Below are 25,582 nucleotides of genomic sequence, written 5' to 3' on the forward strand. Positions count from 1 at the left end.
ACATGACCGACACCGATGTCGTGGTGGTGGGCGGCGGGATCGGCGGGCTGGCCAACGCCCTCGCGCTCGCCTCGGCCGGGCAGCGGGTCCGCGTGCTGGAGCGGGCGCCCGCGTTCGCCGAGGTGGGCGCCGGGCTGCAGCTGGCTCCCAACGCCACCCGGATCCTGCGCGAATGGGGCCTGCTCGACGAGGTCGTCGCGCGCGGCGTGTTGCCGCGGCGGCTCGTGCTCAAGGACGCGCTCGACGGCGCCGAGCTGACCTCGATGGACCTCGGCCCGGGGTTCGTCGAGCGCTACGGCGCGCCGTACGTGGTGATCCACCGCAGCGACCTGCTGACCATCCTGCACGACGCGTGCGCCGACGCCGGGGTCGAGCTGCTGGCCGACCACAAGGTGGACGACGTCGAGGTGCTGGACGGCGGCGTGCGCGTGCGGGCGGGGGAGCGGGAGTTCGCGGCGGGCGCGGCGCTGGCGGCCGACGGGTTGTGGTCGTCGCTGCGGCCGAGGCTGTCCGATGACCAGCCGGTGTGCTCGGGTTACGTCGCCTACCGGGGCACCCGCCCGGTGGCCGAGGTGACCGGGCTGGATTCCGATGTGCTCACCGACGTGGTCGTCCACTTCGGACCGCGGTGTCACCTGGTGCAGTACCCGTTGCGGGGCGGGGAACTGCTCAACACGGTCGCGGTGTTCGCCTCGCCCGCCTACGCGCGAGGTGAGGCGGAGTGGGGTGGCCCGGACGAGCTGGACGCGGCGTTCGACGGCACGTGCGACGCGGTGCGGCGTGGGCTGGCGTGGCTGTGGCGGGACCGGCGGTGGCCGATGTACGACCGGCTGCCGGTGGACCGCTGGGTCGACGGCCGGCTGGCGCTGACCGGCGACGCGGCGCACCCGATGCTGCAGTACCTCGCGCAGGGTGCGTGCCAGGCCCTGGAGGACGCGCACAGCCTCGCCGGGGAGGTCACCAAGCAGCAGGCCGCGGCGGCGCTGGACTGGCCGGCCGCGCTCGCGGCGTACGAGCAGGCCCGCACGGCGCGGACGGCGCGCGTCCAGTCGAGCGCCCGCGTCTGGGGCGAGCTGTGGCACTGCGACGGCCTGGCCCGGCTGCTGCGCAACCAGTACCTGAGCGAACGCCGTCTGGACGACTACCGCTGGACGGACTGGCTGTACCAGCCCTGAGGCGGTGGTGGGGCACCTCGCTACGGGGTGCCCCCGGTGGCGGCGCTGGACTGGCTGGCCGCGCTCGTGGTGTACGAGCAGGCGCGCACGGGGCGGGTGCAGTTGAGCGCCCGCGTGTGGGGCGAGCTGTGGCACTGCGACGGGCTGGCCCGGTTGCTGCGCAACCAGTACCTGGCCGAGCGTCGCCTGGACGACTACCGCTGGACGGACTGGCTGTACCAGCCCTGAGGCGGTGACGGGGCACCTCGCGCGCGGGGTGCCCCCGGTGCGGCACGGCTGGCCGCGCTCGTGTCTTGGCTTGGGCTCGCACCCCGTGGGCGCAGCGCCGTTCGACGGCTCCGCGAAACCGCTGGCGTGGCGGGAGTCCGCGCGGGTCGGGGCCTTCGCACCACGAGGTGCGCCGGTAAGCGGATCCACGAACCGGATGCCCGAAACCGCGGCCAGCCGGGTGGCGGGCCTGGTGTGCCTCGCCGCACGTTGGGGCGCGCGGATCGTCGGCGAGCACCCGGCCGCCACGCTCGTGTCTGGCGAGCGGGCACATTCGGTGACCGGGCACCTCGCCACGGGGTGCCCCGTCGGCGGTTGTTGCGTCGGCGCCGCCCCAGGGGGACGCTGGTCCCACTGGGAGGAGCGACCATGGGGACGACCTACCTGCACGCGGTGGCCTCGCTGGACGGCTACATCGCCGACGAGCACGACGACGTGGGGCCGCTCCACGACTGGTACTTCAACGGCGACCACCCGCTCGTCGAGGAGGACCACGCCGACGTCCACGGCGCGCCGTTCCGCGTTTCGGCGGCCTCGGCCGAGTACGTGCGCGGCATGTGGTCGCGCCAGAAGGTCCTGGTCGTCAGGCGGCACCAGTTCGATCTGACCAACGGCTGGGAGGGGCATCCGCCGGCGAGCGAGCACGTCGTGGTCGTGTCGCACCGGCCGCGGCCGGAGGGCTGGCACCCGGAGGCGCCGTACCACTTCGCCGGCTCGGTGGCGGAGGGGATCGCGCGAGCGCAGGAGCTGGCCGGCGACGGCGAGATCGGCGTGGGCGCGGGTGACGTCGGCGGGCAGGCGCTGGAGCTGGGACTCATCGACCACGTGGCGATCGACGTGGTGCCGGTCGTCTTCGGCCGGGGCAAGCCGTTCTTCGGCACGCTCGCCGACGGCAACCTCATGCTGGGCGATCCCGACGTGGTCATCCAGGGCGACGGCGTGCTGCACCTGCGCTTCCCGGTCCGCCGCTGACCGCCCCCGGCCGTTGGCCGTCTCCTACAACTGCGGAGTGACCAGGCTCTCAGGGCTCCCCGGGTCCCGCGTGCGCGCGAGCCGCGCGCATTGTCCCGGGTCAGAGCGGTCCTTTGGAGGGTTCCGACAAAAATCCGCCGTCGGCACGGTGCGGGTGCGACGATCACACTACCGGTGGGTACGCGCGATGCTGGACCAGCGGCCAGGGGAGGCCGCGCCGTCCAACCACCACAACTTGTGAGGCTCGATTCGGTGTTCAGTCGTGTCGCGATCGTCAACCGGGGAGAAGCCGCGATGCGGCTCATCCACGCCGTCGGTGAGCTCAACGCGGAGGGCGGGCCACGCATCGAGACGGTGGCCCTCTACACCGACGCGGACCGCAACGCCACGTTCGTGCGGGAAGCCGACATCGCCTACAACCTGGGCCCCGCGGCCAACCGCCCCTACCTCGACCTCGCCGTCCTCGAACGCGCCCTGATCGAGACCAAGGCCGACGCCGCCTGGGTCGGCTGGGGCTTCGTCGCCGAGGACCCGGCCTTCGCCGAGCTGTGCGAGAAGATCGGCGTCACCTTCATCGGCCCGAACCCGGACGCCATGCGCAAACTGGGCGACAAGATCGGCGCCAAGCTGATCGCCGAAGAGGTAGGCGTGCCGGTCGCGCCGTGGAGCCGCGGCCCGGTCGAGGATCTCGACGCCGCGCTGAGTTCGGCCGAGCGGATCGGCTACCCGCTCATGCTCAAGGCCACCGCGGGCGGTGGCGGCCGCGGCATCCGCGTGATCAACAACGCCGACGAGCTGCGCGACGCCTACGAGCGCACCAGCCAGGAGGCCGCGCGCGCGTTCGGCAGCGGTGTGGTGTTCCTGGAGCGCCTGGTCACCGGCGCGCGGCACGTCGAGGTCCAGGTCATCGCCGACGGCCAGGGCACCGCGTGGGCGCTGGGCGTGCGGGACTGCTCGGTGCAGCGCCGCAACCAGAAGATCATCGAGGAGTCCTCCTCGCCGCTGCTCGCGCCGGACCAGGTGGCCGAGCTGAAGGCCTCCGCCGAACGGCTGGCCGTCGCGGTCGGCTACCGCGGCGCGGCCACCGTCGAGTTCCTGTACCACCCGGTGGAGAAGCTGTTCGCCTTCCTCGAGGTCAACACCCGGCTGCAGGTCGAGCACCCGATCACCGAGGCCACCACCGGCATGGACCTGGTCAAGGCGCAGCTGCACGTCGCCTCCGGCGGCAAGCTGGAGGGCACCCCGCCCGTCGAGCTGGGCCACGCCATCGAGGCGCGGCTCAACGCCGAAGACCCGGACCGCGACTTCGCGCCGGCCCCTGGCCGCATCGCGCTGCTCGACCTCCCTGCCGGCCCCGGCATCCGCGTGGACACCGGCGTCAGCGAGGGCGACACCATCCCCGCCGACTTCGACTCGATGATCGCCAAGATCATCGCCTACGGCCGCGACCGCGACGAGGCGCTGTCCCGCCTGCGCCGCGCGATGCGCGAGACCACCGTGCTCATCGAGGGCGGCACCACCAACAAGAGCTTTGTCCTCGACCTGCTCGACCAGCCCGAGGTGATCGACGCCAGCGCCGACACCGGCTGGATCGACCGGGTCCGCGCCCAGGGCCGCCTGGTCTCGCACGCCCATTCCGGCATCGCGCTGGCCGCCGCCGCGATCGAGGCCTACCAGGACGAGAAGCAGGTGGAGCTGCAGCGCCTGCTGTCGACCGCGCACGGCGGCCGCCCGCAGGTGCAGCACGAGGTCGGCCGCCCGATCGACCTCAAGCTGCGTGGCGCGACCTACCGGCTGACCGTCGCCGAGACCGGGCCGGGGCGCTACCGGATCGGGTTCGTCACCGGCGACGACGTGGAGACCGTCGACGCCGTGCTGGAGCGCTACGACTCCCACACCGGCCAGATCCACGTCAACGGCCGCCGCTTCCGCCTGGTGACCGGCACGCACGGGCCGATCCACCTGGTCGAGGTCGACGGCGTCACGCACCGCATCAGCCGCGACGAGGGCGGCGTGGTCCGCTCGCCCGCCCCGGCCCTGGTCGTCGCCACCCCGCTCACGGTCGGCGACGAGGTCGAGGCCGGCGCACCGGTGCTGGTGCTGGAGTCGATGAAGATGGAGACCGTCCTGCGCGCGCCGTTCCGGGCGCTGCTCAAGGAGTCGATGGTCTCCGTCGGCAGCCAGGTCGAGACCGGCGCCGCCCTGCTCCGCCTGGAACCGCTGGCCGACGACGCCGACGCCGCGCCGGAGACCGCCGGGGTGGACCTGGACCTGCCGTCCGAGCCGGACGGTCTGACCGCGGCGCACCGCGTCGAACGGGGCCTGGCCGACCTGCGCAGCATGCTGCTCGGCTTCGACGTCGACCCGCGCGACGGCGGCCGCACCCTGGCCAGGTACCTGGACGCGCGCGCCGAGCTGCCGCAGCGGCCGCTGGCGGCCGAGACCGCGCTGCTGGAGGTCTTCGCCGACCTGTCCGAGCTGTCCCGCAACAAGCCCGACGGCGAGGAGACCAAGGCCGAGACGCGGGTGCACAGCCCGCGCGAGCACTTCCACACCTACCTGCAGAGCCTGGACGCCGAGCGCGCCGGGCTGTCGGAGACCTTCCAGGGCCGCCTGACCCGCGTGCTGGGCCACTACGGCGTCGACGGGCTGGACCGCACGCCGCAGCTGGAGGAGGCGGTCTTCCGGATCTTCCTCGCCCAGCAGCGCGCCACCTCCGACGTCGCCGTGATCACCGCGCTGCTGCAGCAGTGGCTCACCGAGACCCCGCCGCACAACGGCCTCCGCCAGACCGTCGGCCAGGCGCTGGAGCACCTGATCCGCGCCACCCAGCTGCGGTTCCCGGTGGTAGGCGACCTCGCGCGGAGCCTGGTGTTCCGCTGGTTCGCCCAGCCGCTGCTGCGCCGCACGCGCGCCGAGGTCTACACCAAGGTGCGCCGTCACCTGGCCTACCTGGACGCCAACCCGGAGGCGCCGGACCGCGAGCAGCGCATCGCCGAGATGGTCGCCAGCCCGGAACCGCTGGTGCGGTTGCTCGGCCAGCGCATCGGGCGGCCGGGCCTGGACCCCGGCCCGCTGCTGGAGGTGCTCAGCCGCCGCTACTACCGCGAGCACGGCCTGGAGGGCGTGGAGACCGGCACGGCGGGCGGGCACGCGTTCGTCACCGCCGGCTACGACCTGGACGGCCAGCGGCAGCGGCTCATCGCCACCGTCGCCGACTTCACCGATCTGGCCGACGCGGTGCGCACGGTCGCCGAGGTCGCCGCGAAGGCCGAGCCCGGCGCGCTGGTCGCCGACATCTACCTGACCTGGCCCGGCCAGCCCGCCGACGCCGACCTGATGGCCGCGGAGCTGCGCGAGGTGCTGTCCCGGGTCGCGCTGCCGGGCAACCTGCGCCGCGTCACCACCACGGTCGCCGGGCGCAGCGGCTCGGCGATGCACCACCACTTCACGTTCCGGCCGTCGTCGGCGGGCCTGACCGAGGAGCGGCTGATCCGCGGCCTGCACCCGCTGATCGGGCAGCGGCTGCAGCTGCGGCGCCTGCAGAACTTCGACCTCACCCGGCTGCCGTCGGCCGACGAGGACGTCTACCTGCTGCGCTGCGTCGCGCCGAAGAACCCGTCCGACGAGCGCCTGGTCGCGATGGCGCAGGTCCGCGACCTGACCCCGCTGCGCGACGACGAGGGCCGCATCCTCGCCCTGCCCGCCGTCGAGGGCGCGCTGGGCGCGTGCCTGGACGCGATCCGCAAGGTGCAGGCCCAGCGCCCGGCCAAGAAGCGGCTGGACACCAACCGGATCTTCCTCTACGTGTGGCCGCCGAGCGACCTCACGGCCGAGGACCTGAACACGGTCGCGCAGCGCGTGGTGCCGACGACCGCGGGCGCCGGCGTCGAGGAGGTGCTGTTCCTCGGCCGTCAGCGCGACAAGGAGACCGGTGAGCTGCGGCCGGTCGCCGTGCGGGTCACCTACGACGTCGCCACCGGGGTGCGGCTGACCATCACCGACCCGCCGACCGAGCTGATCCAGCCGCTGGACGACTACGGCCAGAAGGTGCTGCGCGCGCGGCGCCGCGGCACGGTCTACCCGTACGAGCTGACCGGCATGCTGGCCGGCGAGGGCGGCTCGTTCACCGAGTACGACCTCGACGACTCCGGCGCGCTGGTGCCGGTCGAGCGCGAGAAGGGGCTCAACAAGGCCGGGATCGTCGCCGGGGTGGCGACCACGCCGACCGAGCGGTACCCGGAGGGCGTGACCCGCGTGGTGCTGCTCGGGGACCCGACGAAGGCGCTGGGCGCACTGTCCGAACCGGAGTGCGCGCGGGTCATCGCGGCGCTGGACCTGGCGGACCGGCTGCGGGTCCCGGTCGAGTGGTACGCGCTGTCGGCCGGTGCGCGGATCGCGATGGACTCCGGCACCGAGAACATGGACTGGATCGCCGCGGCCCTGCGCCGCATCGTCCAGTTCACCCAGGACGGTGGCGAGATCAACATCGTGGTCGCCGGCATCAACGTGGGCGCGCAGCCGTACTGGAACGCCGAAGCCACGATGCTCATGCACACCAAGGGCATCCTGGTGATGACGCCGGACTCGGCGATGGTGCTGACCGGCAAGCAGTCGCTGGACTTCTCCGGTGGTGTGTCGGCCGAGGACAACTTCGGCATCGGCGGCTACGACCGGGTGATGGGGCCGAACGGGCAGGCGCAGTACTGGGCGCCGAACCTCGGCGCCGCGCACGGCGTGCTGATGACCCACTACGACCACACCTACGTGCTGCCGGGGGAGACCGGCCCGCGCCGGGCGGCGACGACGGACCCGATCGACCGGGACGTGTGCGACTACCCGCACGCGATCGTCGGGTCGGACTTCACCACGGTGGGCCAGATCTTCTCGCGGGAAACCAACCCGGATCGCAAGAAGCCGTTCGACATCCGCACCGTGATGCGCGCGCTGGCCGACCAGGACCACGCGATACTGGAACGCTGGGCAGGCATGGCGGACGCGGAGACCGCGGTCGTGCAGGACGTGCACCTCGGCGGGATCCCGGTGTGCCTGCTGGGCATCGAGTCGCGGTCGGTGCCGCGGCGCGGTTTCCCGCCCACCGACGGCCCGGACACCTACACCGCCGGCACGCTGTTCCCGCGCTCGTCGAAGAAGGCGGCGCGCGCGATCAACGCGGCGAGCGGGAACCGGCCGCTGGTGGTGCTGGCGAACCTGTCCGGTTTCGACGGTTCCCCGGAGTCGATGCGCAAGCTCCAGCTGGAGTACGGCGCGGAGATCGGGCGGGCGATCGTGAACTTCCGCGGGCCGATCGTGTTCTGCGTCATTTCGCGGTACCACGGCGGGGCGTTCGTGGTGTTCTCGAAGACGCTGAACCCGAACATGACGGTGCTGGCCGTGGACGGCTCGTACGCGTCCGTGCTGGGCGGCGCCCCCGCGGCGGCGGTGGTGTTCGCGCAGGAGGTCAACGCCCGCACGGCGAACGACCCGCGGGTGACCGAGCTGGAGGCGCGGATCGCCGCTGCGGACAGCGCTTCGCGGGCCGCGTTGGTGACCCAGCTGGCCGATGTGCGCGCGTCGGTGCGGGCCGAGAAGCTGGGCGAGGTGGCCGCCGAGTTCGACGGGGTGCACTCGATCCAGCGGGCGCAGCGGGTCGGCTCGGTGGACGCGATCATCCGCCCGGAGGAGCTGCGGCCGCAGATCATCGCCGCCGTGGAGCGCGGTCTGGCGCGCAGCTAGGTTCGAGCGGCGCCCGGGTTCCGGCCCGGGCGCCGCTCAGACTCCCGCGTGGCGGTCGCGCGCCACCGCGCGGACAACTCGCCGGGCGGCGCGCTCGGGGGAGCCGTCCCCGGCGACCACGACACCCAGTCCCGGGAAGTCCTTCCGCAGGCGGGCGGCCTCCGCGGGATCGTGCAGCACCAGGCAGCCGCCCTCGCCACGCTCGGCCATCCGGGCCGCGAACGCCCGCGCCGTGCCCTGGCCGTCCACCACCACGTCCGGCACCTCGGGCCCGTCGCGGCGCACCTCCGCCCCGGCGGCCGCGAACGCCGCCGACACGGCCCGCGCGAAGCGGCTCTCCCCGGTGACCACCACCGAATACCCCTCGAATCCGGCTGATCGCGCCCGCCGCAGCGAGCGGCTCTCCGGTGCGCCCTCGGCGAACTCCACCAGTTCGGCCGCGCACCGCGCGATCACATCCGGCCGCTCCCGCGGGATCCAGTGCCCGCCCGGCAACCGCCGCACCCACAGTCGCGGCGCCCACCGCGCCACGTCCGTCTGCAGCGCGGGCGTCACGTACGGGTCGCCCAGGGGGGCGAGCACCTGCACCGGCACCTCGGCGGGCCGTGGTCGCGGGCGGGACAGCCGGGCGCCGACGTTGGCCCGGTACAGCTCCAGCCCGTGCACGGCGTCCGCCACCGCGGGACGGCCCGCCGCGCTGCCCGACAACCGCCGCAGCACCCGGCGGCCCACCCCGGACCGCCAGCTCAGCTCGGGAACCAGCGGAATCCGGAAGAACGCGATGTAGGTCGAGTGCACCAGCTGCCGCAGCGCCGGCGCCCACCCCGACGGCCGCCGCAAGCGCGTGCGGAACCAGTGCCCGGCGTGGTCCAGTGAGGGCCCGGAGATCGAGGTGAACGACGCGATCCGGCCGCGCAGCCCGTCCGTGGTCACGGCGTGCCAGCTCTGGATCGACCCCCAGTCGTGCGCGAGGAGGTGCGCCGGGCGGTCCGGGCTGACCTCGTCGAGCACGGCGGCCAGGTCCTCGGCCAGCCGGTCGAGCGCGTAGGCCGCGCGCCGCGACGGGCGGTCCGACTCGCCGGCGCCCCGCACGTCGTAGGTGACCACGTGGAACCGATCCGCGAGCCGGGCCACCACGCCGTCCCACACGGACCGGTCGTCGGGGTAGCCGTGCACGCACACCACGGTCGGCGCGACCGGATCGCCCGCCTCCGCGACCGCGATCCGCGTGCCGTCCCGGGACACCACTCGCCGGACCACACCGCCTCCTCGCTGAAGCTATTACTCGAAGTAACAGTTACTGCGATGAGCATCGGCGGCCGGGAAGGTGTTGTCAAGCGCCGGAATCTGGTCCAGTCCACACGCGTGAGTGACGCACCAAGGATGGATGCCCTGCGCCGCAACGGAATCCGCAGTGCCCGCCGTGACGGATCGGTTTCGCGGGGCCGACCAGCGGGAGTTCGCGTGACGCGCCGACATGCCGTGATCACAACGTGTCCTGCGTCACATCTGAGTGTCGGATTTGCCCCAGCCGTCCCGGGCACCCGGTCCCCGGAGCCGCTCAGGTTCCGGCCCGGAATCCGTTGATACGAAGGGAATTCAGAACAATGAACGTTCGTCGCTTCGCGATCGCCAGCCTGCTGGCCATCCCGCTGTCGTTCGGTGCCGCGGGCATCGCCTCGGCTGACAGCTACGGCGACTCCAGCGCCTCCGCCGGCCCGGACGGCGCCGCGATCACCAGCACCGGCTCGGTCGCGGGCCACGACTACGACGGCTGGGGCCACGGTCACCACGGCTACGCCGCCTACCACGACGCCAGTCTGTCGGCCGGCCCGGATGGCGCCGGTGGCGAGTACACCGTCTCCGGCACCAACGGCCACCACGCGTGGTACGCCGACGGCTGCTTCTGGGCCGGCCCGGAGGGGGCGCACTCGAGCGAGACCCACGCGGTCGCGGGTCTGCACCACCACAACCACGACTGGGACGGCGACGAGGACGAGGGCGACGACGACTGACCTCGCCGCGGACTGCCTCTCTCCCTGACGGTGACCCCCCGCTCCGGCCGGGGGTCACCGTTTCCCGGTGTCCGGCGTCCGGGCCCGGGGCGACATCAACCCCCGGCCATCGCGCCCATCACGAGGAACGGTTCGGTTCCCGCGACCACCGCTGCCGGCAGCGGGGCGTCCGGCTCCTCGTGCGACAGGTCCTGCTCGCACGCGAAGAACCGGACGAACGCCCGCCGCTTGCCGGTGCCGTGCTCGCGGATCGTGCCGCGCAGCACGGGATATCGCTCCTCGAGCGCGTCCAGCACCGCGCGCTGCGTGACGGTGCCGTCCAGGTCGAGCTCGACCTCGCCGTCGATGTGGGCGATGGTGCGCAGGTGCGCGGGCAGGTGAACGCGGATCATGGCAGCGTCTGGACCTCCACCGAGAGGACCGCGGGCAGGTCGCGCACGATCGGCGCCCAGGTGTCCCCGGAGTCGGCCGACGCGTACACCTGTCCGCCGGTCGTGCCGAAGTAGACCCCGCACGACTCCAGGGAATCCACCGCCATCGCGTCACGCAGCACGTTCACGTAGCAGTTCTCCTGCGGCAGCCCCGCGGTCAGCGGCTCCCACTCGTTGCCGCCGCCGCGGCTGCGGTACACGCGCAGTCGCCCGTCCGGCGGGAAGTGGTGCTCGTCGCTCTTGATCGGCACCACGTACACCGTGTCCGGCTCGTGGGCGTGCACGTCGATGACGAACCCGAAGTCCGTCGGCAGGTCCCCGCTGATCTCGTACCAGTTGTCGCCGCCGTCGTCGCTGCGCATGACGTCCCAGTGCTTCTGCATGAACAGCACGTCCGGGCGCTCCGGGTGGCGGGCGATGTGGTGCACGCAGTGGCCGACCTCGGCGTCCGGATCGGGGATCTGGCCCGACTTCAGGCCGTGGTTGATCGCCTGCCAGGTCTTGCCGCCGTCGTCGGTGCGGAACGCCCCGGCCGCGGAGATGGCGATGACCAGGCGGTTCGCGTCACGCGGGTCCTGGATGATCGTGTGCAGGCACAGCCCGCCCGCGCCCGGCTGCCACTTCGGGCCGGACCCGTGCCCGCGCAGGCCGGGCAGCTCGTGCCAGGTCGCGCCCGCGTCGTTCGAGCGGAACAGCGCCGCGTCCTCCACCCCGGCGTAGATGAGGTCCGGGTCGGTCAGCGACGGCTCGAGGTGCCACACGCGGGCGAACTCCCACGGGTGCGGCGTGCCGTCGTACCACTGGTGGGTGCCCGGGACGCCTTCGTAGGTGAACTCGTTGCCCACCGGCCGCCACGTCTTCCCGCCGTCGTCCGAGCGCTGGATCAGCTGGCCGAACCAGCTGGTCGACTGGGCGGCGAAGATCCGGTCCGGGTCGGCGGGGGAGCCCTTGAGGTGGTAGATCTCCCAGCCCGGGAAGTGCGGTCCGCTGACCTCCCAGTCGGCGCGTCGCTCGTCGGACGTCAGGACGAACGCACCCTTGCGTGTGCCGACCAGTACGCGAACTCCGCTCATCGCCGCTCCTTCCCGCGTCGGTGGTTAGACCGTAGGGAGCGGCGGGGTGCCGCGTCTTCTCCAATCTTGCGGTTTGCCGGCGGGGCCCCGGGTACCCGCCCGGGAAACGCACCGGAAGGAGCAGCCATGCCGCAGGCGCTGTCGGACACCGAAATCGCCCGTGCCCTGGGCGGGCTCGCGAACTGGCGCGGGGACACCAGCCACCTGTGGCGCACCGTCCGCGTGCCGGAGCAGGCGCACGGCACGCTGATCGGCCGCGTGCAGCAGGACGCCGCGGAGCTGAGCGACCACGCCCAGTTCGAACGCCGCCGGGGCGAGCTGACGTTCACGGTGACCACGGGCTTCCCGGGCCGGGTGACCGAGCCGGACCTGTGGCTGGCGCGCCGCATCGAAGCGCTGCTGGCCGAGCTGACCTGACCCCGCGCGAGTCCCACCTGAGCGTGGGACTCGCCGGCGTCAGATCTTGCGCCAGCTGTTGTCGCCGAGGCCGGAGGCGCCCTGCGGGCCCATCAGCAGCATCCCGCCGTCCACCACGTACGACGAGCCGGTCACGTACCCGGCCGCGGGCGTGGTCAGGAACGCCACCACCGCAGCGACCTCCTCCGCGTGCCCGGTCCGCCCCAGCGGCACCCCGGGGCGCTCCTGGTCGTGCGGGTTCACGTCGGTCTGGCCCGTCATCGGCGTGGAGATCTCGCCCGGCGCCACCGAATTGACCGTGATGCCGTACTCGGCCAGCTCCAGCGCCAGCACCTTGGTCAGCATGCCCATCCCGGCCTTCGCCGCGCAGTAGGGCGCCGCGCCGACCTTCGGGGCGTGCTCGTGCACGCTGGTGATGTTGACGATCCGCCCGCCGGTGCCGGCGTCGATCATCCGCCGCGCCGCCCGCTGCGCGCACAGGAACGCGCCGTCCAGGTCGACGCTCAGCACGTGCCGCCAGGTGTCGAAGTCCATGTCCATCACCCGCTGGCCGGTGCCCGTGCCGGCGCAGTTGACCAGCACGTCGACGCCACCGAGCGCGTCGGCCAGCTCGTCGATGGCGGCGGCCGCGGTGGGCAGGTCGCCCAGGTCGAGCCGCCGCACCTCGGCGCGGGCGCCGGCCTCGCGCACCTGCTCGGCGGTCGCGTTGGCGCCGTCCTCGTCGCGGTGCCAGGTGATGCCGACGTCCACGCCGCCACCACCGAGCGCGACGGCGATCGCGCGGCCGATGCCGGAGTCGGACCCGGTCACGATCGCGGTCCGCGGCCGTCCGGCCTGCTCTGCGGGAAGGGGAGCTGTGTGCGTCATACCGACCAGCTACCCGGGCGCGGCGCCGTTAACCCACGGGCCCCTCGACCAGGGCGGCGGTCGCGCTGTGCCGCTGCCCGGCCTGGTCCAGCCAGGTGACCGTGACGTGGTCGCCCGGGTGCAGCGTGTCCATCACCGCGGTCAGATCGGTCGCCGAGCCCACCGTGCGGCCGTCCAGGCCGGCGATGACGTCCCCGGCCCGCAGCCCCGCGTTGTCCGCCGGGCCGCCGGAGACCACCTGCTGCACCAGCGCGCCCGGCCCGCCCGCGTCGCTCACCGAGACGCCGATGAACGCCGACGGTCCGATGTGGATGGTGTCCGAACCCTGGCCGGCCGCGATCTTCCGGGCCAGGTTCAGCGCGTCGTCGATCGGGATGGCGAACCCGCTCACCCCGCTGGAGCGCCCGTCCTGCCCGAACTGGTAGCCGGTCGAGGCCGCGGTGTTCATCCCGATCACCTTGCCGTCGGCGTCGGCCAGCGCGCCGCCGGAATCGCCCGACTGGATGTTCGCGTCCACCTGGATGAGCCCGGTCAGCTGCTCGCTGCTGCCCGTCGACTCGTCCGTCGCGGTGATCGACTGGTTCAGCGCGGTCACCTTCCCGGGTGAGACGCTCGGTTCGCCGCCGTCGCCACCGGCGTTGCCGAGCCCGACCACCGGATCACCGACGGACACCGCCGAGGAGTCGCCCGTGGTGACGGTGTCCAGCCCGGAGGCGTTCTGCAGCCGCAGCAGCGCCACGTCCCGCGACCGGCTGTACCCCATGACCCCGGCGCGGTAGGTGCGCCCGGTGTCCACGTCGGTCACCTTGATGCTGGTGGCGCCCGCGACGACGTGGTTGTTCGTCAGGACCTGGCCGTCCGCGGTGAGCACCATCCCGGTGCCGGCGGCCTGCTGCCCGGAGTAGCCCAGCGTGGCGTAGACGTCGACCAGGCCCGGCTCGACCTTCTTCGCGACGTCGGCCACGTCCAGTGTGGAGCTGCTGGTCTGCTCGTTGCGCAGGCCGCGCTCGAACGGCGACGAGGTGCTGCCCGGCGACAGGGACCCGCGCCCCAGGTCCCACGCGACGAAGCCCAGCGCGAGCAGCACCACCAGCCCGAGCACGCTCAGCAGCGTGCCGAGCCCGCGCTTGCGGCGCGGCGGCGGTGGCGGCGGGGGCGCCCAGGGGTCGTACCGCGGTGGGTAGTAGCTCATGCGTGCCTCTCCTCCGCCGTCCAGTGAACCCCCCTTCTCTGAGATTGGCCTGCGGCCGGACCGTGAAACACCTGAGAAGCCCCCGCGTTTGCCCAGTTGACCATGGGGTACACCGGGCCTGATGCGGAAGAGGACGGCCTTCGCGGGTCTCGTGCTCGCGATCACGCTCACCGCCTGTTCCGGCAGCTCAGCAGCGAGCTACGCGGACAGCGCGGTGGTCCGCGCGCAGGAGGGCCTGTCCGCCGTCGGCACCCTGCACCAGATCATCGTGGCCCACACCGAGGGCCGCCTGTTCCCCACGTTCGCCACCGCCGCCGTGGACGACGCGCTCGCCACCGCCACCAAGGCCCTCGACGAGCTGGACAGCCAGCCACCCACCAGCCCGGAGACCCAGCAGCTCTACGACGAGCTGCACCCGCGCCTGCAGGACGCGGTCGCGCGCGCCACCGAGGCCCAGGAAGCGCTCGAGGCGGCCGACACCGGACGGATCGCCGCGGTGGACGGCGAGCTGGTGCGCGTCAGCGACCAGCTGACCGCGTTCGTGGAGAGTCACGCATGAAGAAGGCCCTCGCCGTCACCCTGGGCGTCCTCACCGCCATCGGCGGGTTCGTCGACATCGGCGACCTGGTCGCCAACGCCGAGTCCGGCGCCCGCTTCGGCATGCGGCAGGCGTGGATCGTGGTCGTCGGAGTCATCGGCATCTGCGTGTTCGCCGAAATGGCCGGCCGGGTCGCCGCGGTCAGCGGCCGCCCGGTGTTCGACCTGGTCCGCGAGCGGCTCGGCCCGCGCACCGCGATGGCCAACCTCATCGGGTCCTACCTGGTCACGCTGCTGACCCTGACCGCGGAGATCGGCGGCATCGCCCTGACCATCCAGCTCGCCAGCGGCCTGCCCCACGTGCTGTGGGTGCCGCTGGCCGGGTTCGCCGTGTGGATCGTGCTGTGGCGCGTGAAGTTCGAGGTGATGGAGCAGGTCTTCGGCGTGTTCGGGCTCGCGCTGGTGGTGTTCGTGGTCGCCCTGATCGCGCTCGACCCGCCGTGGGGCACCTTCGCCCAGCAGCTCACGCACGCCGGGCCGCCGCAGGGGGAGAACTGGGGCACCTGGGGGTACGTCGCGGTGTCGCTGTTCGCCTCCGCGCTCACCCCCTACGAGGTGTTCTTCTTCTCCTCCGGCGGGGTGGAGGAGAAGTGGACGACGAAGGACCTGTCCACCGAGCGCAGCAACACCTTCGTCGGCTTCCCGCTCGGCGGGCTGCTCGGCCTGGCGATCATGGGCTGCGCGGCGACCGTGTTCGAGCCGGCCGGGATCGAGGTCGACCAGCTCAGCCAGACCGCGCTGCCGGTCGCGCTCGCGCTGGGCAAGCTGGGCCTGGTCGTGGTGATGATCGGGTTCTTCGCCGCCACGTTCGGCGCCGCCCTGGAGACCGGGCTGTCCACCGGCTACTCGATCGCGCAGTACTTCGGCTGGCAGTGGGGCAAGCTGGTGAAACCCCGCGAGGCGGCGCGGTTCCACACCGTGATGCTGGTCAGCGTCCTGCTGGGCACCGCGGCGCTGCTGACCACCATCGACCCGGTGCAGATCACCGAGCTGTCGCTGCTGTTCAGCGCGGTGGTGCTGCCGCTGACCTACCTGCCGATCCTGGTCGTCGCCAACGACCGGGACTACCTCGGCGACCACGCCAACGGGCGGGTGCAGAACTTCCTCGGCGTGACCTTCCTGATCATCATCGTCATCGCCGCGGTCGCCGCGATCCCGCTCATGATCATCACCGGGATGGGGAAGACGTGATCCTCGGACGGCCGGACCCGCTGCGCGTCGAGTTCCACCTCCTCGACCGCCAGATCGTCGACGTCGACGGGCACCCCGTGGGCAAGGTCGACGACGTGGAGCTGGTGCGCGCCCCCGACGGGACCTACCGGGTCACCGCGTTGCTGGTCGGCCAGCACGTGCTGGGGGAGCGGGTCGGCGGGCTCCTCGGCCGGATGCTGTGCCGGCTGGCCGTGCGGCTCGGCGGCGGCCGGATCGAGCCGCTGCGGATCACCTACGACCACGTCAAACAGGTCAGCAGCGACGTGACCCTGTCGCTGCGTGCGGAGGTGCTGGAGGTGCCGCCGTTGGAGAAGTGGTTGCGGGACAAGCTGATCGCGCGCATCCCGGGGTCCGGTCATGGCGGATGAGGTGGTGCGGGCCAGTCAGCTGCTCGGCCGGCGGGTCTACGACTCGGGCGGGCGGCCGCTGGGGAAGGTGACCGACCTGATCACGCGGCTGGACGAGCAGGAGCGGGAGCAGGTCGTGGCGGTGCTGGTGACCCCGGGGCGGCGGGGCCGGCTGCTCGGCTACGAGCGGACCAGCCAGCGCGGGCCGTGGCTGCTGGCGTGGCTGGCGGCCGTGCTGCACCGGGGAACGCGGGAGGTGCCCTGGTCGCAGGTGCGCTGGACCCGCTGAATAACGGGACGCAACCTCCGGCCCGCCGGCACGTCTGGAGAGCACCAGCGCTGGGATTCCCGTTCCTCTCCCGGCAGGAGGTCACCGATGACCCTCACCCCACGGCGCCTGCTCGCAGCCTGCGCCGCCGCTCTGCTCGCTCTCTCGGGCGCCGTGGTCGCCGCGGCGCCGGCCGGCGCCCAAGCGGGTGTCGCCACCATGACGAACATCCGCACCGGCCTCAACACCGGTTTCGACCGGATCGTGCTGGACATGACCGGCCCGCCGCCCCAGGTCTCCTACCAGTGGACCGACGAGCTGCGTGCCGACGGTTCCGGGGAGATCGTGTGGCTCACCGGCGAGCACTTCCTCGCCGTCACCACCACTCCGGCCCGCGCGCACGACGACAACGGCAACCGCACCTACCCCGGGCCGGACAAGTTCCGCACCCGCAACCTCCGCAACGTCATGGCCGTGGCCGTGACCGGGGACTACGAGGGGTACGTGTCGATCGGCCTCGGCACCCGGTACCAGTCCTGGGTCCGGGTGTTCACCCTCACCGCACCGACCCGCGTCGTCATCGACGTGGGCAACTGAAATCGAGCGCCGGGCGGCCGCACGGAGGCCGCCCGGTCACACCGACGCCAGGTACTCCTCGGTCTTGACCGGGTCCAGCAGCCAGTGCTGGAAGTCGGTCGGGTTGTTGAAGCCGTTCACGAACCGCTTCGCCACGGCCGGGTTCGTCTGCGCCGCGCCGAGGATCTGCTGCACGTGCGGCGGTGGCGGCTGCAGCATCGCGTTGGTGAACGTGGTGACCCACTGGGCGTGCTCCCAGTACCGGTCGAACGCCCGCTGCATCCAGTCGCGGTCGAACGGCCGGTCCTCGTTCTCCAGGATGCTGCCCAGGTACGACTCGGCGCACTTGGCTGCGTTGTTCGCGCCCTGGCCGGTGATCGGGTCGTTGGCCACCACCACGTCGGCCATGCCGAGCACGAAGGTGCCCGACGGCAGCTCGCCCACCGGGTGCCGCACCACCGGCGCGTACCCGCCGACCAGCACGGCCTTGCCGTCGGTGAGCTCCGCGTTCTTCGCCCGCTCGTACTCCCACGGGATGTACTGCCGGAACAGCTCCAGGTGCCGCCGCAGCTGCTCGGCCGCGGGCGGCCGGTCGGCGAACGCGTCGAACGGACCGCCCGGGACGCCGGAGACGTAGAAGATGTCGCACGGGCCGGACAGCGTGTAGGCCGGGATGTTGATCAGCTCGCCGACGCCCGGGATGATGTTCATCCACACGTCGGTGGTGCCCGGGCGTTCCGGGCGCGACTCCTGACCGTGCACATAGGACACCGAAAGCCGGCGCTGTGGCTTGGTGTAGGGCGATCGCGACGGGTCGCGGTCGAACAGCTGCACCAGTTCGCCCTTGCCGGCCGCGACGATCACCAGCTCGTAGAGCCGGGCCAGCGCGTTGAGATCGGCCGTGGTGACGCCGTGGATCACGACGTTGCCGCCGCGCTCCTCGAACAGCTCGAGCCACGTCGACATCTTCACCCGCTGGTCGATGGACTGCGCCGGACCGCCGTCCCACGAGGCGATCCAGTTCAGCGCCCGCTGCCCGTCCGGCCCGGCCATCGAAAACCCTTGCCCGGCCACGCGGGGCGCGACGTCGTCCCACAGGTTCAGCCCGTGCCGGCGCTCGATGGCGAGCGCGTCGGCGAACATGCACTGCGTCGAGGTGACCCAGCCGGCGCGGATCTCGTCCGGCGTGCGCGCGGACATCACGGTGACGTCGTAGCCGTGCTCCTGCAGGCTCAGCGCGAGCTGCAGGCCCGACTGGCCCGAACCGACGATCAGGATCTTACGCATGGGCGCGGATCCGGCCCCCCTCCGAGACTTCGGCCAGTGACAGCGTGTAGGACACCAGTTCCTGCAGGGTTTCCAGCACCGACGCCTTGTCCCGCGCGTCGCAGGTGACCAGCGGGACGTCCGGGCTGAGCGCCAGCGCCTCCCGGACTTCGTCGACGTCGTGCGCGAGCTGCCCGTCGAACCGGTTGATGGCGACGATGAACGGCAGGTCCGAGTCGTTCTCGAAGTAGTTGATCGCGGCGAACGACTGGTCCAGCCGGCGCGTGTCGACCAGCACGATGGCGCCGAGCGCGCCGCGGGAGAGGTCGTCCCACAGGAACCAGAACCGGGCCTGCCCGGGAGTGCCGAACAGGTACAGCATCAGGTCGTCGTACAGCGAGATCCGGCCGAAGTCCATGGCGACGGTGGTGGTGGTCTTGGCGCCGTCCGGCGGCAGGTCGTCCACGCCCTCGCTGGCCTCGGTCATCCACGCCTCGGTGTTCAGCGGCGGCACCTCGGACACGGACCCGACCAGCGTCGTCTTGCCCACCCCGAACCCGCCCGCGACGACGATCTTCGCCGAGATCGTCAGCGTGCCCGGATCAGACGGGGAGCTGCTTGAGTCCATTGAGGATCCTCTCGAGCATGGTCCGGTCGTGGGAGTAGGCGTGGGCGGTCGGGTGGATGAACACCGCCCCCTGCGCGGCCAGGTCGCTGACCAGCACGCGAACCACCCCGAGCGGGATGGTCAGCAGCGAGGACAGCTCGGCGATCGAGACCTGGGAGCGGGCCCGCTCGTAGAGGGCCCGCGACTCCGGCATGAGCTTCTCCGCCAGGGCCGGGTCGTAGTGCGGCACCGAGATCAGCGTCTCGACCAGCAGCTGGTGGCGCGCCCGGGTGCGGCCGCCGGTCAGCGTGTACGGGCGGATCCGCTTGCTGCGCGGCTTGACCGCCCGCTCGTCCGGCCCGGTGTCCTGGGACATCGCGAATCACATCCTGTCGGGAACGCTCAGGCCTGGGGCCGGCGGCCGGTGAGCACGCGGCGCAGGTCCGCGCGCATCTCGGGGGTCAGCGCGTGGCCGGCGCTGGAGACGAACTGCGTCATCTCGTAGGCGACGACCTTCATGTCGCAGTCGGAGGTGGTCAGCACGGCCAGTCCGGCGTGCGCGTCGATGCCCATGAACAGGAAGTACCCGTGGGTGAGCCGGATGATGATCTGCTCGCAGGTGCCCTTGTCGAACAGCGCCGCGCTGTTGCGCGCCAGGCTGAGCAGGCCGCTGGCGATCGCGGCGAGCTGCTCGCGCTCCTCGGTCGACATGTCGTCGGAGGCGGTGAGCGGGAAGCCGTCCGAGGACATGATCAGCGCGTGCGACACGCCGTGGACCTTGCGGACGAAGTCGTTGATCAGCCAGGTGAAGTCCTGGCCGGTGTCGGCGGTCACTGCTGCTGCTCCCCGGATTCGTCGGTGCCCTGCTTCTCGCGCGCCTCGCGCTCGCCGTCGGTGAAGGCGCCGAGGTCGGCGAGCAGTTTCTCGTGCCCTGCCGCCTGGTCCTCGGCGGGGGCGGGTGCGGCCGCCGCGGGTGCCTGGCCCTGGGGGTTCTTGAGGCTGTGCGACACCCGGCGGGGCAGGCCGCTGGCCGTGGTGCCGCCGACCATCGACCCGGGCTGGGGACGGCGCGCGGGCGCGGGCCTCGGCGGCGCCGGTTCCCGCTTGGGCAGCCCGGCGCGCGGCCGGGCCGGCGCTTCGGTCGTGGTGGCGCCGCGTGCGGCCTGCGGGAACACCACCGTCTGGGTGCCCGACCAGCTGGCCTCGGGCAGGTCGGCGACGAGCCCGGCGGGCAGCAGCACGGTGGCCGTGGTGCCGTGCGGGACGCGGCGGTCGAGCCGGGTGCGCAGGTCGTGGCGGGCGGACAGCCGCCGCACCACCGCCAGGCCCATGTGCCGCACCGCGGAGTCGTCGAGCACCGGCTCGCCGGAGAGGCGGTCGTTGAGCTCGCGCAGCCGGTCCGGCGGCAGCCCGATGCCCTCGTCCTCGATGCGCACCAGCACGCTGCCCTGCTCGGTCAGGTGCGCGCTGACCCGCACCGGGGTGTTGGGCGGCGAGGACTTCGTCGCGTTGTCCAGCAGCTCGGCGAGCAGCCGGCTGAGGTCCTCGCTCGCGAACCCGACCACGCCCAGCGACACGATCCGCCCGATGGTGACCCGGGCGTACTGGTCGATCGAGGACATCGCGCCCCGCACCACGTCGACCAGCGAGGTGGTCTCGGCCGCGGTGTCGCTGGCGTCGCGGCCGGCCAGCACGCGCAGGTTCTCCGCGTTGCGGCGCAGCCGGGTGGCCAGGTGGTCCAGCCGGTACAGCTCGGCCAGGCGGTCGGTGTCCTCCTCCTTGGCCTCCATCTCCTCCAGCTGCGAGAGCAGGGAGTCGACCAGGTTGAGGTCCCGCAGCGCCACGTTGGCGCAGAGCGCGGCCAGCGCTTCTTCGTCGACCCGCTCGCGCTCCGGCGACGGGGACCGCACGATCACCGGCGGCCGCGGGGGCGGCCCGGCGGGCGGGGGACCGAAGAGCTGCGAGGCCGCTTCCTTCGAGCGATCCAGCAGCGCGCGTGAGCGGTTGAGCAGTTCTCGAGCCCGCGTCGCCATGTCGTCCTAACTGCCTGGGTTCGTCACGTGCCGGGGCCCCAACCGTCGCGGGGACACCGTTCCCCGCGTGTGGCCGAACCCGCGCCGGTGCACGCCATGCAACCACTCGAACCCCGGCCGTGTCCACCACTCTCCGCGATCTTGACCCACCGTGCCCGGGTGATCAACGGATGGTGTTTTGCCTTGCGCGGCACGGAAACGCTCAGGTGAGCCGGACGTCCAGCCGGGCGGGCCCGTCGCCCACGCGCGTCGCCTGCCGGACCGGTGCGTAACTGGTGGCGACGACGGTGTAGGTCCCGGGCTCGAGGTCGTGGAAGGCGTAGTGGCCGTCCTCGCCCGCGTACGTGCTCCGGGCGACGTTGCCCGCTTCGTCGAGCAGGCTCACCGTGATCCGCGGCCACGGCCGCGGCAGGTCGCGCACGTTGACCGAGCCGTGGATCACCGCCGCGTCGGCCAGTTCGACGTCCTGGCGCACGGACGCGTCGGTCATGTGCACCGCGACCGCGGCCGGCCGGTACCCGGGGGCGTTCACGGCGAGCGTGTACGGCCCGGCGGGCAGCGCGCCGAAGGAGTATTCGCCGCCGTGGCCGGAGATGTAGGAGCCGACGACCTCACCGCGGGCGTCGGCCAGCGTGACCGTCGCGTCCGCGACCGGCACCCCGGTGGCGGCCGAGCGCACCACGCCGCCGAGACCGGTCGCGCTCTCCAGTACGAGGTCCGCACCGGCCGCGGTGTCGCCGACGGTCACGGTGGCCGCCTCCGGCCGGTACGCCGGAGCCGAGGCGATCAGGACGTAGACGCCCCGGCCGGGCGCGAGCAGCCGGTAGCCGCCGTCGCGGCCGGTGGTGCCGCGCGCGATCTGCTGCCCGCTGGAGTCGACGAGCGTGACCGCCGCACCCGCCACCGGATCCTGCGCGGTGTCCCGCACCTGGCCGCGCACCTCGAGGGCGGTCATGAGCGCGCCTGCTCGGGACGGCCGGCGCGCAGGTCGACGTCGACGGTCGCGGACTCGCCGCCGCCCAGGTCGACCTGCCGCACCACGGGTTCGAACAGGCTGGTCACCACGGTGTAGTCGCCGGGCGCCAGGTCCGCCACCGCGTAGTCGCCGTGCTCGTCGGTCACCGCGGTCGCGGCGAGTTCCCCGGCAGCGGTGCTGACGGTGACGCGGGCGCCGGGCACCGGACGGTCGTCCGGCCCGGTGACGGTGCCGCGCAGCGTCCCGGCGGCCTGGACCAGCAGGTCCGCGACGGCGGGTTCGGTGCCGGACACCGCGACGGTGGCGGCCGCCGGGCGGTGGCCGTCCAGGTGGGCGGTCACCGTGATCTCCCCGGCGGGCAGGCCGGACAGCTGGAACGTGCCGTCGGCCAGGGTGAGCGTCTGCGCGATCACCTGGCCGCCGCCGTCCGTGGCGACCACCGCGGTGTCGCCGACGCCGGAGCCGCCGGGGGAGCGGCGCACGATGCCGGTCACGGTCCCGCCCCCGGACACCACGAAGTCGCGCACCGCGCCCGAGCCGTTCAGCATGACCGCGGCGGCCTCCGGCTGGAACCCGGGTGCGGTGACGATGAGCGTGTAGGTGCCCGGGCGCAGGCCGGACACCGCGTAGCCGCCGTCCGCGCCGGCCCGGGTGCGGGCGGCCTGCCTGCCGTCGGCGCCGGTCACGGTGACCACCCCGCCGGCGAGCGCGGTGCCCCCGGCCGTGCGCAGCCGGCCGGCGATCCGGCCCGGGCCCGCGTCGTGCTCGCTCACGTCGACGATCTCGCCCGCCGCGGCGGCCAGTTCGGAGCCCGCGGTCTCGTGCGGCTGCCCGGGCGCGGCCTTGCGCGCGGGCCCGGTGAACCAGGACGCGAGCGCGGCGACCACGGAGGCGATGATCGCGAACCAGAACGCGGCGGTCAGGCCGTCGGCGAACGGGCCGGAGATGAGCTGCGGGAAGAAGCTGCGCCCGGTCAGGTAGGCGGCCTGGTCCGGCGGCAGGGTGTGCAGCACGCCGCCGAGGAGCTGCTCGATGGGGTTGTAGCCGAGGAACGCGGCGAACAGCACGCCGACCGGCGGCAGCGACGCGATCTGGTCGGCGTCGGTGGCCGGCACGCCGTGCGCGGTCAGGCCCTGGGCCATCGCCGTCGGCAGGTGGTCGGCCAGTCCGGCGATCATCAGGCTGAAGAAGAAGCCGATGGACAGCACCATCGCCGAGTTCTGGAAGGTCGCGGTCATGCCGGCGCCGGCGCCGCGCGCGTTGTTCGGCAGGCTGTTCATCACCTCGGCCCGGTTGGGCGAGGTGAACAGGCCCATGCCGAGCCCGTTGAGGAGCAGGATCGCGGCGAAGGCCCAGTAGTTGAAATCGACCGGCAGGACCTCCAGCAGGACGAAGCTGACCGCGGTGATCAGCATGCCGCCGCAGGACAGCAGCCGCCCGCCGATCCGGTCGGAGATGACGCCGGACACCGGTGCGGAGACGAGGAACCCGATGGTCAGCGGCAGCATGTAGATGCCGGCCCACAGCGGGGTTTGTTCGAAGCTGTAGCCGTGCTGCGGCAGCCAGATGCCCTGCAGCCAGATGATCAGTACGAACTGCAGGCCACCGCGGCCGAGCGAGGCGAGCAGGTTCGCCAGGTTGCCGAAGGTGAACGCGCGGATCTTGAACAGCCCGAGGTTGAACAGCGGGTTGGCGACCTTCGTCTCGATCACGCAGAACACGACGAGCACGACGGCGCCGCCGATGAGGCAGGACAGCACGAACGGGCTCGTCCAGCCCATGGTGTGGCCGCCGTAGGGCTGGATGCCGTAGGTGATGCCCACCAGCACCGCGATGAGGCCGACCGCGAAGGTCAGGTTGCCCCACCAGTCCATCTTCGCGCGGTGGCGCTCGCTGGTGTCCTTGAGCTTGAGGTAGGCCCAGATGGTGCCGAACACGCCGAACGGGACGGAAACCAGGAAGACCAGCCGCCACTCGACCGGGCCGAGCAGGCCGCCGATCACCAGGCCGAGGAAGGAGCCGGCGATCGCGGCGACGCCGTTGATGCCCAGCGCCATGCCGCGCTGGTGCTTGGGGAAGGCGTCGGTGAGGATCGCGCTGGAGTTCGCCATGAGGAACGCGCCGCCGATGCCTTGGACGATGCGCCAGGCGATCATCCAGATCGCGGCCGCGCCGCCGGTCATCCACGTGATCGCCAGGAATACCGACGACACGGCGAAGACGGCGAACCCCAGGTTGTACATCCGGACGCGGCCGTACATGTCGCCCAGCCGGCCGAACCCGACCACGAGCACCGCGGTGACGACGAGGAAGCCCATCATCATCCACAGCAGGTAGCTGGTGTTCGACGGCTCCAGCGGGTTGATGTCGATGCCGCGGAAGATGTCCGGCAGCGCGATGAGCACGATCGAGGAGTTGATCGTGGCCATCAGCATGCCCAGGGTGGTGTTGGACAGCGCGATCCACTTGTACCGGGGACCGAGCGCAGGCTGCACTTCCATCACTCCAACCAGGGAAAATTAGTTGACCTATGCTAACTGATTTTCGCCTTTCGGGTGATGCGGCTCGCGCGTGATCCGGCTCGCAGGCATCTGGTGCGATTCCGGAAGATGTGCACTCAAGCGGACACTTCCGGCGAGCAGAAGCGGCGTTGACAGCGCCACGGGAGTATCAGTAGACCTGATAACCATGGATCCCAGCCAGCTCGAGGCGATCGACGTGCACGTCCACGTCGAGACCGACGACCACGGGCACCTGTCCCTGCCCGACGACTTCGTCGAGGCGTCCTCGGCCTACTTCGGCGCCGACGCCCGGCGGCCGACCATCGACGAGATCGCCGCCTACTACCGCGAACGCCGCATCGGCGCGGTGCTGTTCACCGTCGACATCGAGGCGTTCACCGGGCACCCCGCCCTGTCCAACGAGGAGATCGCCGAGGCGGCGGCCAAGCACCCGGACGTGCTCATCCCGTTCGCAAGCATCGACCCCGCCAAGGGCCGGGCCGGCGCGCGGCAGCTGGAGCGGCTGATCGCCGACCACGGCGTGCGCGGCCTGAAGTTCCACCCCAGCCTGCAGGACTTCGCGCCCAACGACCGCAGCGCCTACCCGCTGCTGGAGATCGCCCAGGCGCACGGGCTGCCCGCGCTGTTCCACACCGGGCAGACCGGCATCGGCGCGAACATGCGCGGCGGCGGGGGAGTGCGGCTGGGCCTGTCCAACCCGATGCTGCTGGACGACGTGGCGATCGACTTCCCGGACCTGACGATCATCATGGCCCACCCGTCGTTCCCGTGGCAGGACGAGGCGCTCGCGGTGGCCACCCACAAGCCGAACGTCCACATCGACCTGTCCGGCTGGTCGCCCAAGTACTTCCCGCCGCAGCTGGTCCGCTACGCCAACAGCCTGCTGCAGGACAAGGTGCTGTTCGGTTCGGACTACCCGCTCATCACGCCGGACCGGTGGATGGCCGACTTCGCGCGCCTGGACATCAAGGACCACGTGCGCCCGAAGATCCTCAAGGACAACGCCGTGCGCGTGCTCGGCCTGGGCTAGGAG

General features: G+C 72.4%; 24 protein-coding genes. 12 read left to right on the forward strand and 12 right to left on the reverse strand.

Features of this window, described 5'->3' with window-relative positions; genetic code table 11:
• The first annotated feature begins 2 nt into the window (after positions 1–2).
• The 4 genes from IE290_RS34320 (at position 3) to IE290_RS34335 (ending at position 8,150) form a co-directional block, all read left to right on the forward strand.
• Positions 3–1,175 carry an FAD-dependent monooxygenase gene (locus IE290_RS34320; RefSeq protein ID WP_191248894.1) on the forward strand — a complete coding sequence of 391 codons (1,173 nt, stop codon included), beginning with the start codon at positions 3–5 and terminating at the stop codon, positions 1,173–1,175.
• A gap of 36 nt (positions 1,176–1,211) precedes the next feature.
• Positions 1,212–1,403: a hypothetical protein gene (locus tag IE290_RS34325; protein ID WP_229874877.1), complete on the forward strand. Its 192-nt coding sequence runs from the start codon at positions 1,212–1,214 to the stop codon at positions 1,401–1,403.
• Between the two features lie 408 nt (positions 1,404–1,811).
• On the forward strand, positions 1,812–2,414 hold the full coding sequence (locus IE290_RS34330; protein ID WP_191248895.1) for a dihydrofolate reductase family protein: 603 nt from the start codon (positions 1,812–1,814) through the stop codon (positions 2,412–2,414).
• 252 nt (positions 2,415–2,666) lie between these two features.
• Complete coding sequence (locus tag IE290_RS34335; RefSeq protein WP_191248896.1) at positions 2,667–8,150, forward strand: ATP-binding protein; 5,484 nt, start codon at positions 2,667–2,669, stop codon at positions 8,148–8,150.
• A gap of 36 nt (positions 8,151–8,186) precedes the next feature.
• Here IE290_RS34335 and IE290_RS34340 read toward each other — a convergent pair whose 3' ends face one another.
• Positions 8,187–9,410 carry an alpha/beta fold hydrolase gene (locus IE290_RS34340; protein ID WP_229874878.1) on the reverse strand — a complete coding sequence of 408 codons (1,224 nt, stop codon included), beginning with the start codon at positions 9,408–9,410 and terminating at the stop codon, positions 8,187–8,189.
• Positions 9,411–9,757: 347 nt separating this feature from the next.
• Here IE290_RS34340 and IE290_RS34345 point away from each other — a divergent pair, with 347 nt between their 5' ends.
• Entirely contained in the window at positions 9,758–10,165 is a 408-nt protein-coding gene (locus tag IE290_RS34345; protein WP_191248897.1) for a hypothetical protein, read from the forward strand.
• A 95-nt stretch (positions 10,166–10,260) separates the two neighbouring features.
• On the opposite strand, the gene IE290_RS34350 is transcribed toward IE290_RS34345, so the two are convergent.
• Positions 10,261–10,557, reverse strand: a complete 297-nt coding sequence (locus tag IE290_RS34350; RefSeq protein ID WP_191248898.1) for a MoaD/ThiS family protein — start codon at positions 10,555–10,557, stop codon at positions 10,261–10,263.
• A complete protein-coding gene (locus IE290_RS34355; protein ID WP_191248899.1) occupies positions 10,554–11,669 on the reverse strand; it encodes a WD40/YVTN/BNR-like repeat-containing protein in 1,116 nt (371 codons plus the stop codon). The genes IE290_RS34350 and IE290_RS34355 overlap by 4 nt, the downstream gene beginning before the upstream one ends.
• A 126-nt stretch (positions 11,670–11,795) precedes the next feature.
• Here IE290_RS34355 and IE290_RS34360 point away from each other — a divergent pair, with 126 nt between their 5' ends.
• Positions 11,796–12,086 (forward strand): 4a-hydroxytetrahydrobiopterin dehydratase, encoded by a 291-nt coding sequence (locus IE290_RS34360; RefSeq protein WP_191248900.1) that lies wholly within the window; start codon positions 11,796–11,798, stop codon positions 12,084–12,086.
• Positions 12,087–12,125: 39 nt separating this feature from the next.
• Here IE290_RS34360 and IE290_RS34365 read toward each other — a convergent pair whose 3' ends face one another.
• Both IE290_RS34365 and IE290_RS34370 read right to left on the reverse strand, forming a co-directional pair.
• Positions 12,126–12,953, reverse strand: a complete 828-nt coding sequence (locus IE290_RS34365) for an SDR family oxidoreductase (protein WP_191248901.1) — start codon at positions 12,951–12,953, stop codon at positions 12,126–12,128.
• A gap of 28 nt (positions 12,954–12,981) precedes the next feature.
• Positions 12,982–14,145, reverse strand: a complete 1,164-nt coding sequence (locus tag IE290_RS34370; protein ID WP_191248902.1) for a S1C family serine protease — start codon at positions 14,143–14,145, stop codon at positions 12,982–12,984.
• Positions 14,146–14,266: 121 nt separating this feature from the next.
• Between IE290_RS34370 and IE290_RS34375 the strand changes: the two genes are divergently transcribed.
• The 5 genes from IE290_RS34375 to IE290_RS34395 all read left to right on the forward strand — a co-directional run bounded on the left by IE290_RS34375 (position 14,267) and on the right by IE290_RS34395 (position 17,166).
• On the forward strand, positions 14,267–14,704 hold the full coding sequence (locus IE290_RS34375) for a hypothetical protein (RefSeq protein ID WP_191248903.1): 438 nt from the start codon (positions 14,267–14,269) through the stop codon (positions 14,702–14,704).
• Positions 14,701–15,933: an NRAMP family divalent metal transporter gene (locus tag IE290_RS34380; RefSeq protein WP_191248904.1), complete on the forward strand. Its 1,233-nt coding sequence runs from the start codon at positions 14,701–14,703 to the stop codon at positions 15,931–15,933. Before IE290_RS34375 ends, IE290_RS34380 begins: the two co-directional genes overlap by 4 nt.
• On the forward strand, positions 15,930–16,322 hold the full coding sequence (locus tag IE290_RS34385) for a hypothetical protein (RefSeq protein ID WP_191248905.1): 393 nt from the start codon (positions 15,930–15,932) through the stop codon (positions 16,320–16,322). The genes IE290_RS34380 and IE290_RS34385 overlap by 4 nt, the downstream gene beginning before the upstream one ends.
• Positions 16,312–16,590: a PRC-barrel domain-containing protein gene (locus tag IE290_RS34390; RefSeq protein WP_191248906.1), complete on the forward strand. Its 279-nt coding sequence runs from the start codon at positions 16,312–16,314 to the stop codon at positions 16,588–16,590. Before IE290_RS34385 ends, IE290_RS34390 begins: the two co-directional genes overlap by 11 nt.
• A gap of 87 nt (positions 16,591–16,677) precedes the next feature.
• On the forward strand, positions 16,678–17,166 hold the full coding sequence (locus IE290_RS34395; RefSeq protein ID WP_191248907.1) for an AMIN-like domain-containing (lipo)protein: 489 nt from the start codon (positions 16,678–16,680) through the stop codon (positions 17,164–17,166).
• A gap of 36 nt (positions 17,167–17,202) precedes the next feature.
• On the opposite strand, the gene IE290_RS34400 is transcribed toward IE290_RS34395, so the two are convergent.
• From IE290_RS34400 to IE290_RS34430, 7 genes are all read right to left on the reverse strand, one after another.
• Entirely contained in the window at positions 17,203–18,432 is a 1,230-nt protein-coding gene (locus IE290_RS34400) for a styrene monooxygenase/indole monooxygenase family protein (protein WP_191248908.1), read from the reverse strand.
• Positions 18,425–19,039 carry a GTP-binding protein gene (locus IE290_RS34405; protein WP_191248909.1) on the reverse strand — a complete coding sequence of 205 codons (615 nt, stop codon included), beginning with the start codon at positions 19,037–19,039 and terminating at the stop codon, positions 18,425–18,427. Before IE290_RS34405 ends, IE290_RS34400 begins: the two co-directional genes overlap by 8 nt.
• Entirely contained in the window at positions 19,014–19,394 is a 381-nt protein-coding gene (locus IE290_RS34410) for a DUF742 domain-containing protein (RefSeq protein WP_191248910.1), read from the reverse strand. The genes IE290_RS34405 and IE290_RS34410 overlap by 26 nt, the downstream gene beginning before the upstream one ends.
• Positions 19,395–19,420: 26 nt before the next feature.
• Positions 19,421–19,852, reverse strand: a complete 432-nt coding sequence (locus IE290_RS34415; RefSeq protein ID WP_191248911.1) for a roadblock/LC7 domain-containing protein — start codon at positions 19,850–19,852, stop codon at positions 19,421–19,423.
• On the reverse strand, positions 19,849–21,051 hold the full coding sequence (locus tag IE290_RS34420; RefSeq protein ID WP_191248912.1) for a sensor histidine kinase: 1,203 nt from the start codon (positions 21,049–21,051) through the stop codon (positions 19,849–19,851). Before IE290_RS34420 ends, IE290_RS34415 begins: the two co-directional genes overlap by 4 nt.
• A gap of 202 nt (positions 21,052–21,253) precedes the next feature.
• Positions 21,254–22,006 carry an MSCRAMM family protein gene (locus IE290_RS34425; RefSeq protein WP_191248913.1) on the reverse strand — a complete coding sequence of 251 codons (753 nt, stop codon included), beginning with the start codon at positions 22,004–22,006 and terminating at the stop codon, positions 21,254–21,256.
• Positions 22,003–24,528: an MFS transporter gene (locus IE290_RS34430; protein WP_191248914.1), complete on the reverse strand. Its 2,526-nt coding sequence runs from the start codon at positions 24,526–24,528 to the stop codon at positions 22,003–22,005. Before IE290_RS34430 ends, IE290_RS34425 begins: the two co-directional genes overlap by 4 nt.
• A gap of 187 nt (positions 24,529–24,715) precedes the next feature.
• Between IE290_RS34430 and IE290_RS34435 the strand changes: the two genes are divergently transcribed.
• Positions 24,716–25,579, forward strand: coding sequence for an amidohydrolase family protein (locus IE290_RS34435; protein ID WP_191248915.1), 864 nt, complete (start codon positions 24,716–24,718; stop codon positions 25,577–25,579).
• Positions 25,580–25,582 lie beyond the last annotated feature (3 nt).

Source organism: Amycolatopsis deserti, assembly GCF_014653945.1.
In the GTDB taxonomy this organism is placed as follows: Bacteria; Actinomycetota; Actinomycetes; order Mycobacteriales; family Pseudonocardiaceae; genus Amycolatopsis_E; species Amycolatopsis_E deserti.

What these genes read in the sequence shown, in the direction of transcription:
- IE290_RS34320 (WP_191248894.1), top strand. Translation starts at nt 3, where the DNA reads ATGACCGACACCGATGTCGTGGTGGTGGGCGGCGGGATCGGCGGGCTG.
- IE290_RS34360 (WP_191248900.1), top strand. Translation starts at nt 11,796, where the DNA reads ATGCCGCAGGCGCTGTCGGACACCGAAATCGCCCGTGCCCTGGGCGGG.
- IE290_RS34375 (WP_191248903.1), top strand. Translation starts at nt 14,267, where the DNA reads ATGCGGAAGAGGACGGCCTTCGCGGGTCTCGTGCTCGCGATCACGCTC.
- IE290_RS34430 (WP_191248914.1), bottom strand. Translation starts at nt 24,528, where the DNA reads ATGGAAGTGCAGCCTGCGCTCGGTCCCCGGTACAAGTGGATCGCGCTG.
- IE290_RS34395 (WP_191248907.1), top strand. Translation starts at nt 16,678, where the DNA reads ATGACCCTCACCCCACGGCGCCTGCTCGCAGCCTGCGCCGCCGCTCTG.
- IE290_RS34400 (WP_191248908.1), bottom strand. Translation starts at nt 18,432, where the DNA reads ATGCGTAAGATCCTGATCGTCGGTTCGGGCCAGTCGGGCCTGCAGCTC.
- IE290_RS34390 (WP_191248906.1), top strand. Translation starts at nt 16,312, where the DNA reads ATGGCGGATGAGGTGGTGCGGGCCAGTCAGCTGCTCGGCCGGCGGGTC.
- IE290_RS34345 (WP_191248897.1), top strand. Translation starts at nt 9,758, where the DNA reads ATGAACGTTCGTCGCTTCGCGATCGCCAGCCTGCTGGCCATCCCGCTG.
- IE290_RS34420 (WP_191248912.1), bottom strand. Translation starts at nt 21,051, where the DNA reads ATGGCGACGCGGGCTCGAGAACTGCTCAACCGCTCACGCGCGCTGCTG.
- IE290_RS34410 (WP_191248910.1), bottom strand. Translation starts at nt 19,394, where the DNA reads ATGTCCCAGGACACCGGGCCGGACGAGCGGGCGGTCAAGCCGCGCAGC.
- IE290_RS34425 (WP_191248913.1), bottom strand. Translation starts at nt 22,006, where the DNA reads ATGACCGCCCTCGAGGTGCGCGGCCAGGTGCGGGACACCGCGCAGGAT.
- IE290_RS34405 (WP_191248909.1), bottom strand. Translation starts at nt 19,039, where the DNA reads ATGGACTCAAGCAGCTCCCCGTCTGATCCGGGCACGCTGACGATCTCG.
- IE290_RS34350 (WP_191248898.1), bottom strand. Translation starts at nt 10,557, where the DNA reads ATGATCCGCGTTCACCTGCCCGCGCACCTGCGCACCATCGCCCACATC.
- IE290_RS34380 (WP_191248904.1), top strand. Translation starts at nt 14,701, where the DNA reads ATGAAGAAGGCCCTCGCCGTCACCCTGGGCGTCCTCACCGCCATCGGC.
- IE290_RS34370 (WP_191248902.1), bottom strand. Translation starts at nt 14,145, where the DNA reads ATGAGCTACTACCCACCGCGGTACGACCCCTGGGCGCCCCCGCCGCCA.
- IE290_RS34435 (WP_191248915.1), top strand. Translation starts at nt 24,716, where the DNA reads ATGGATCCCAGCCAGCTCGAGGCGATCGACGTGCACGTCCACGTCGAG.
- IE290_RS34355 (WP_191248899.1), bottom strand. Translation starts at nt 11,669, where the DNA reads ATGAGCGGAGTTCGCGTACTGGTCGGCACACGCAAGGGTGCGTTCGTC.
- IE290_RS34365 (WP_191248901.1), bottom strand. Translation starts at nt 12,953, where the DNA reads ATGACGCACACAGCTCCCCTTCCCGCAGAGCAGGCCGGACGGCCGCGG.
- IE290_RS34330 (WP_191248895.1), top strand. Translation starts at nt 1,812, where the DNA reads ATGGGGACGACCTACCTGCACGCGGTGGCCTCGCTGGACGGCTACATC.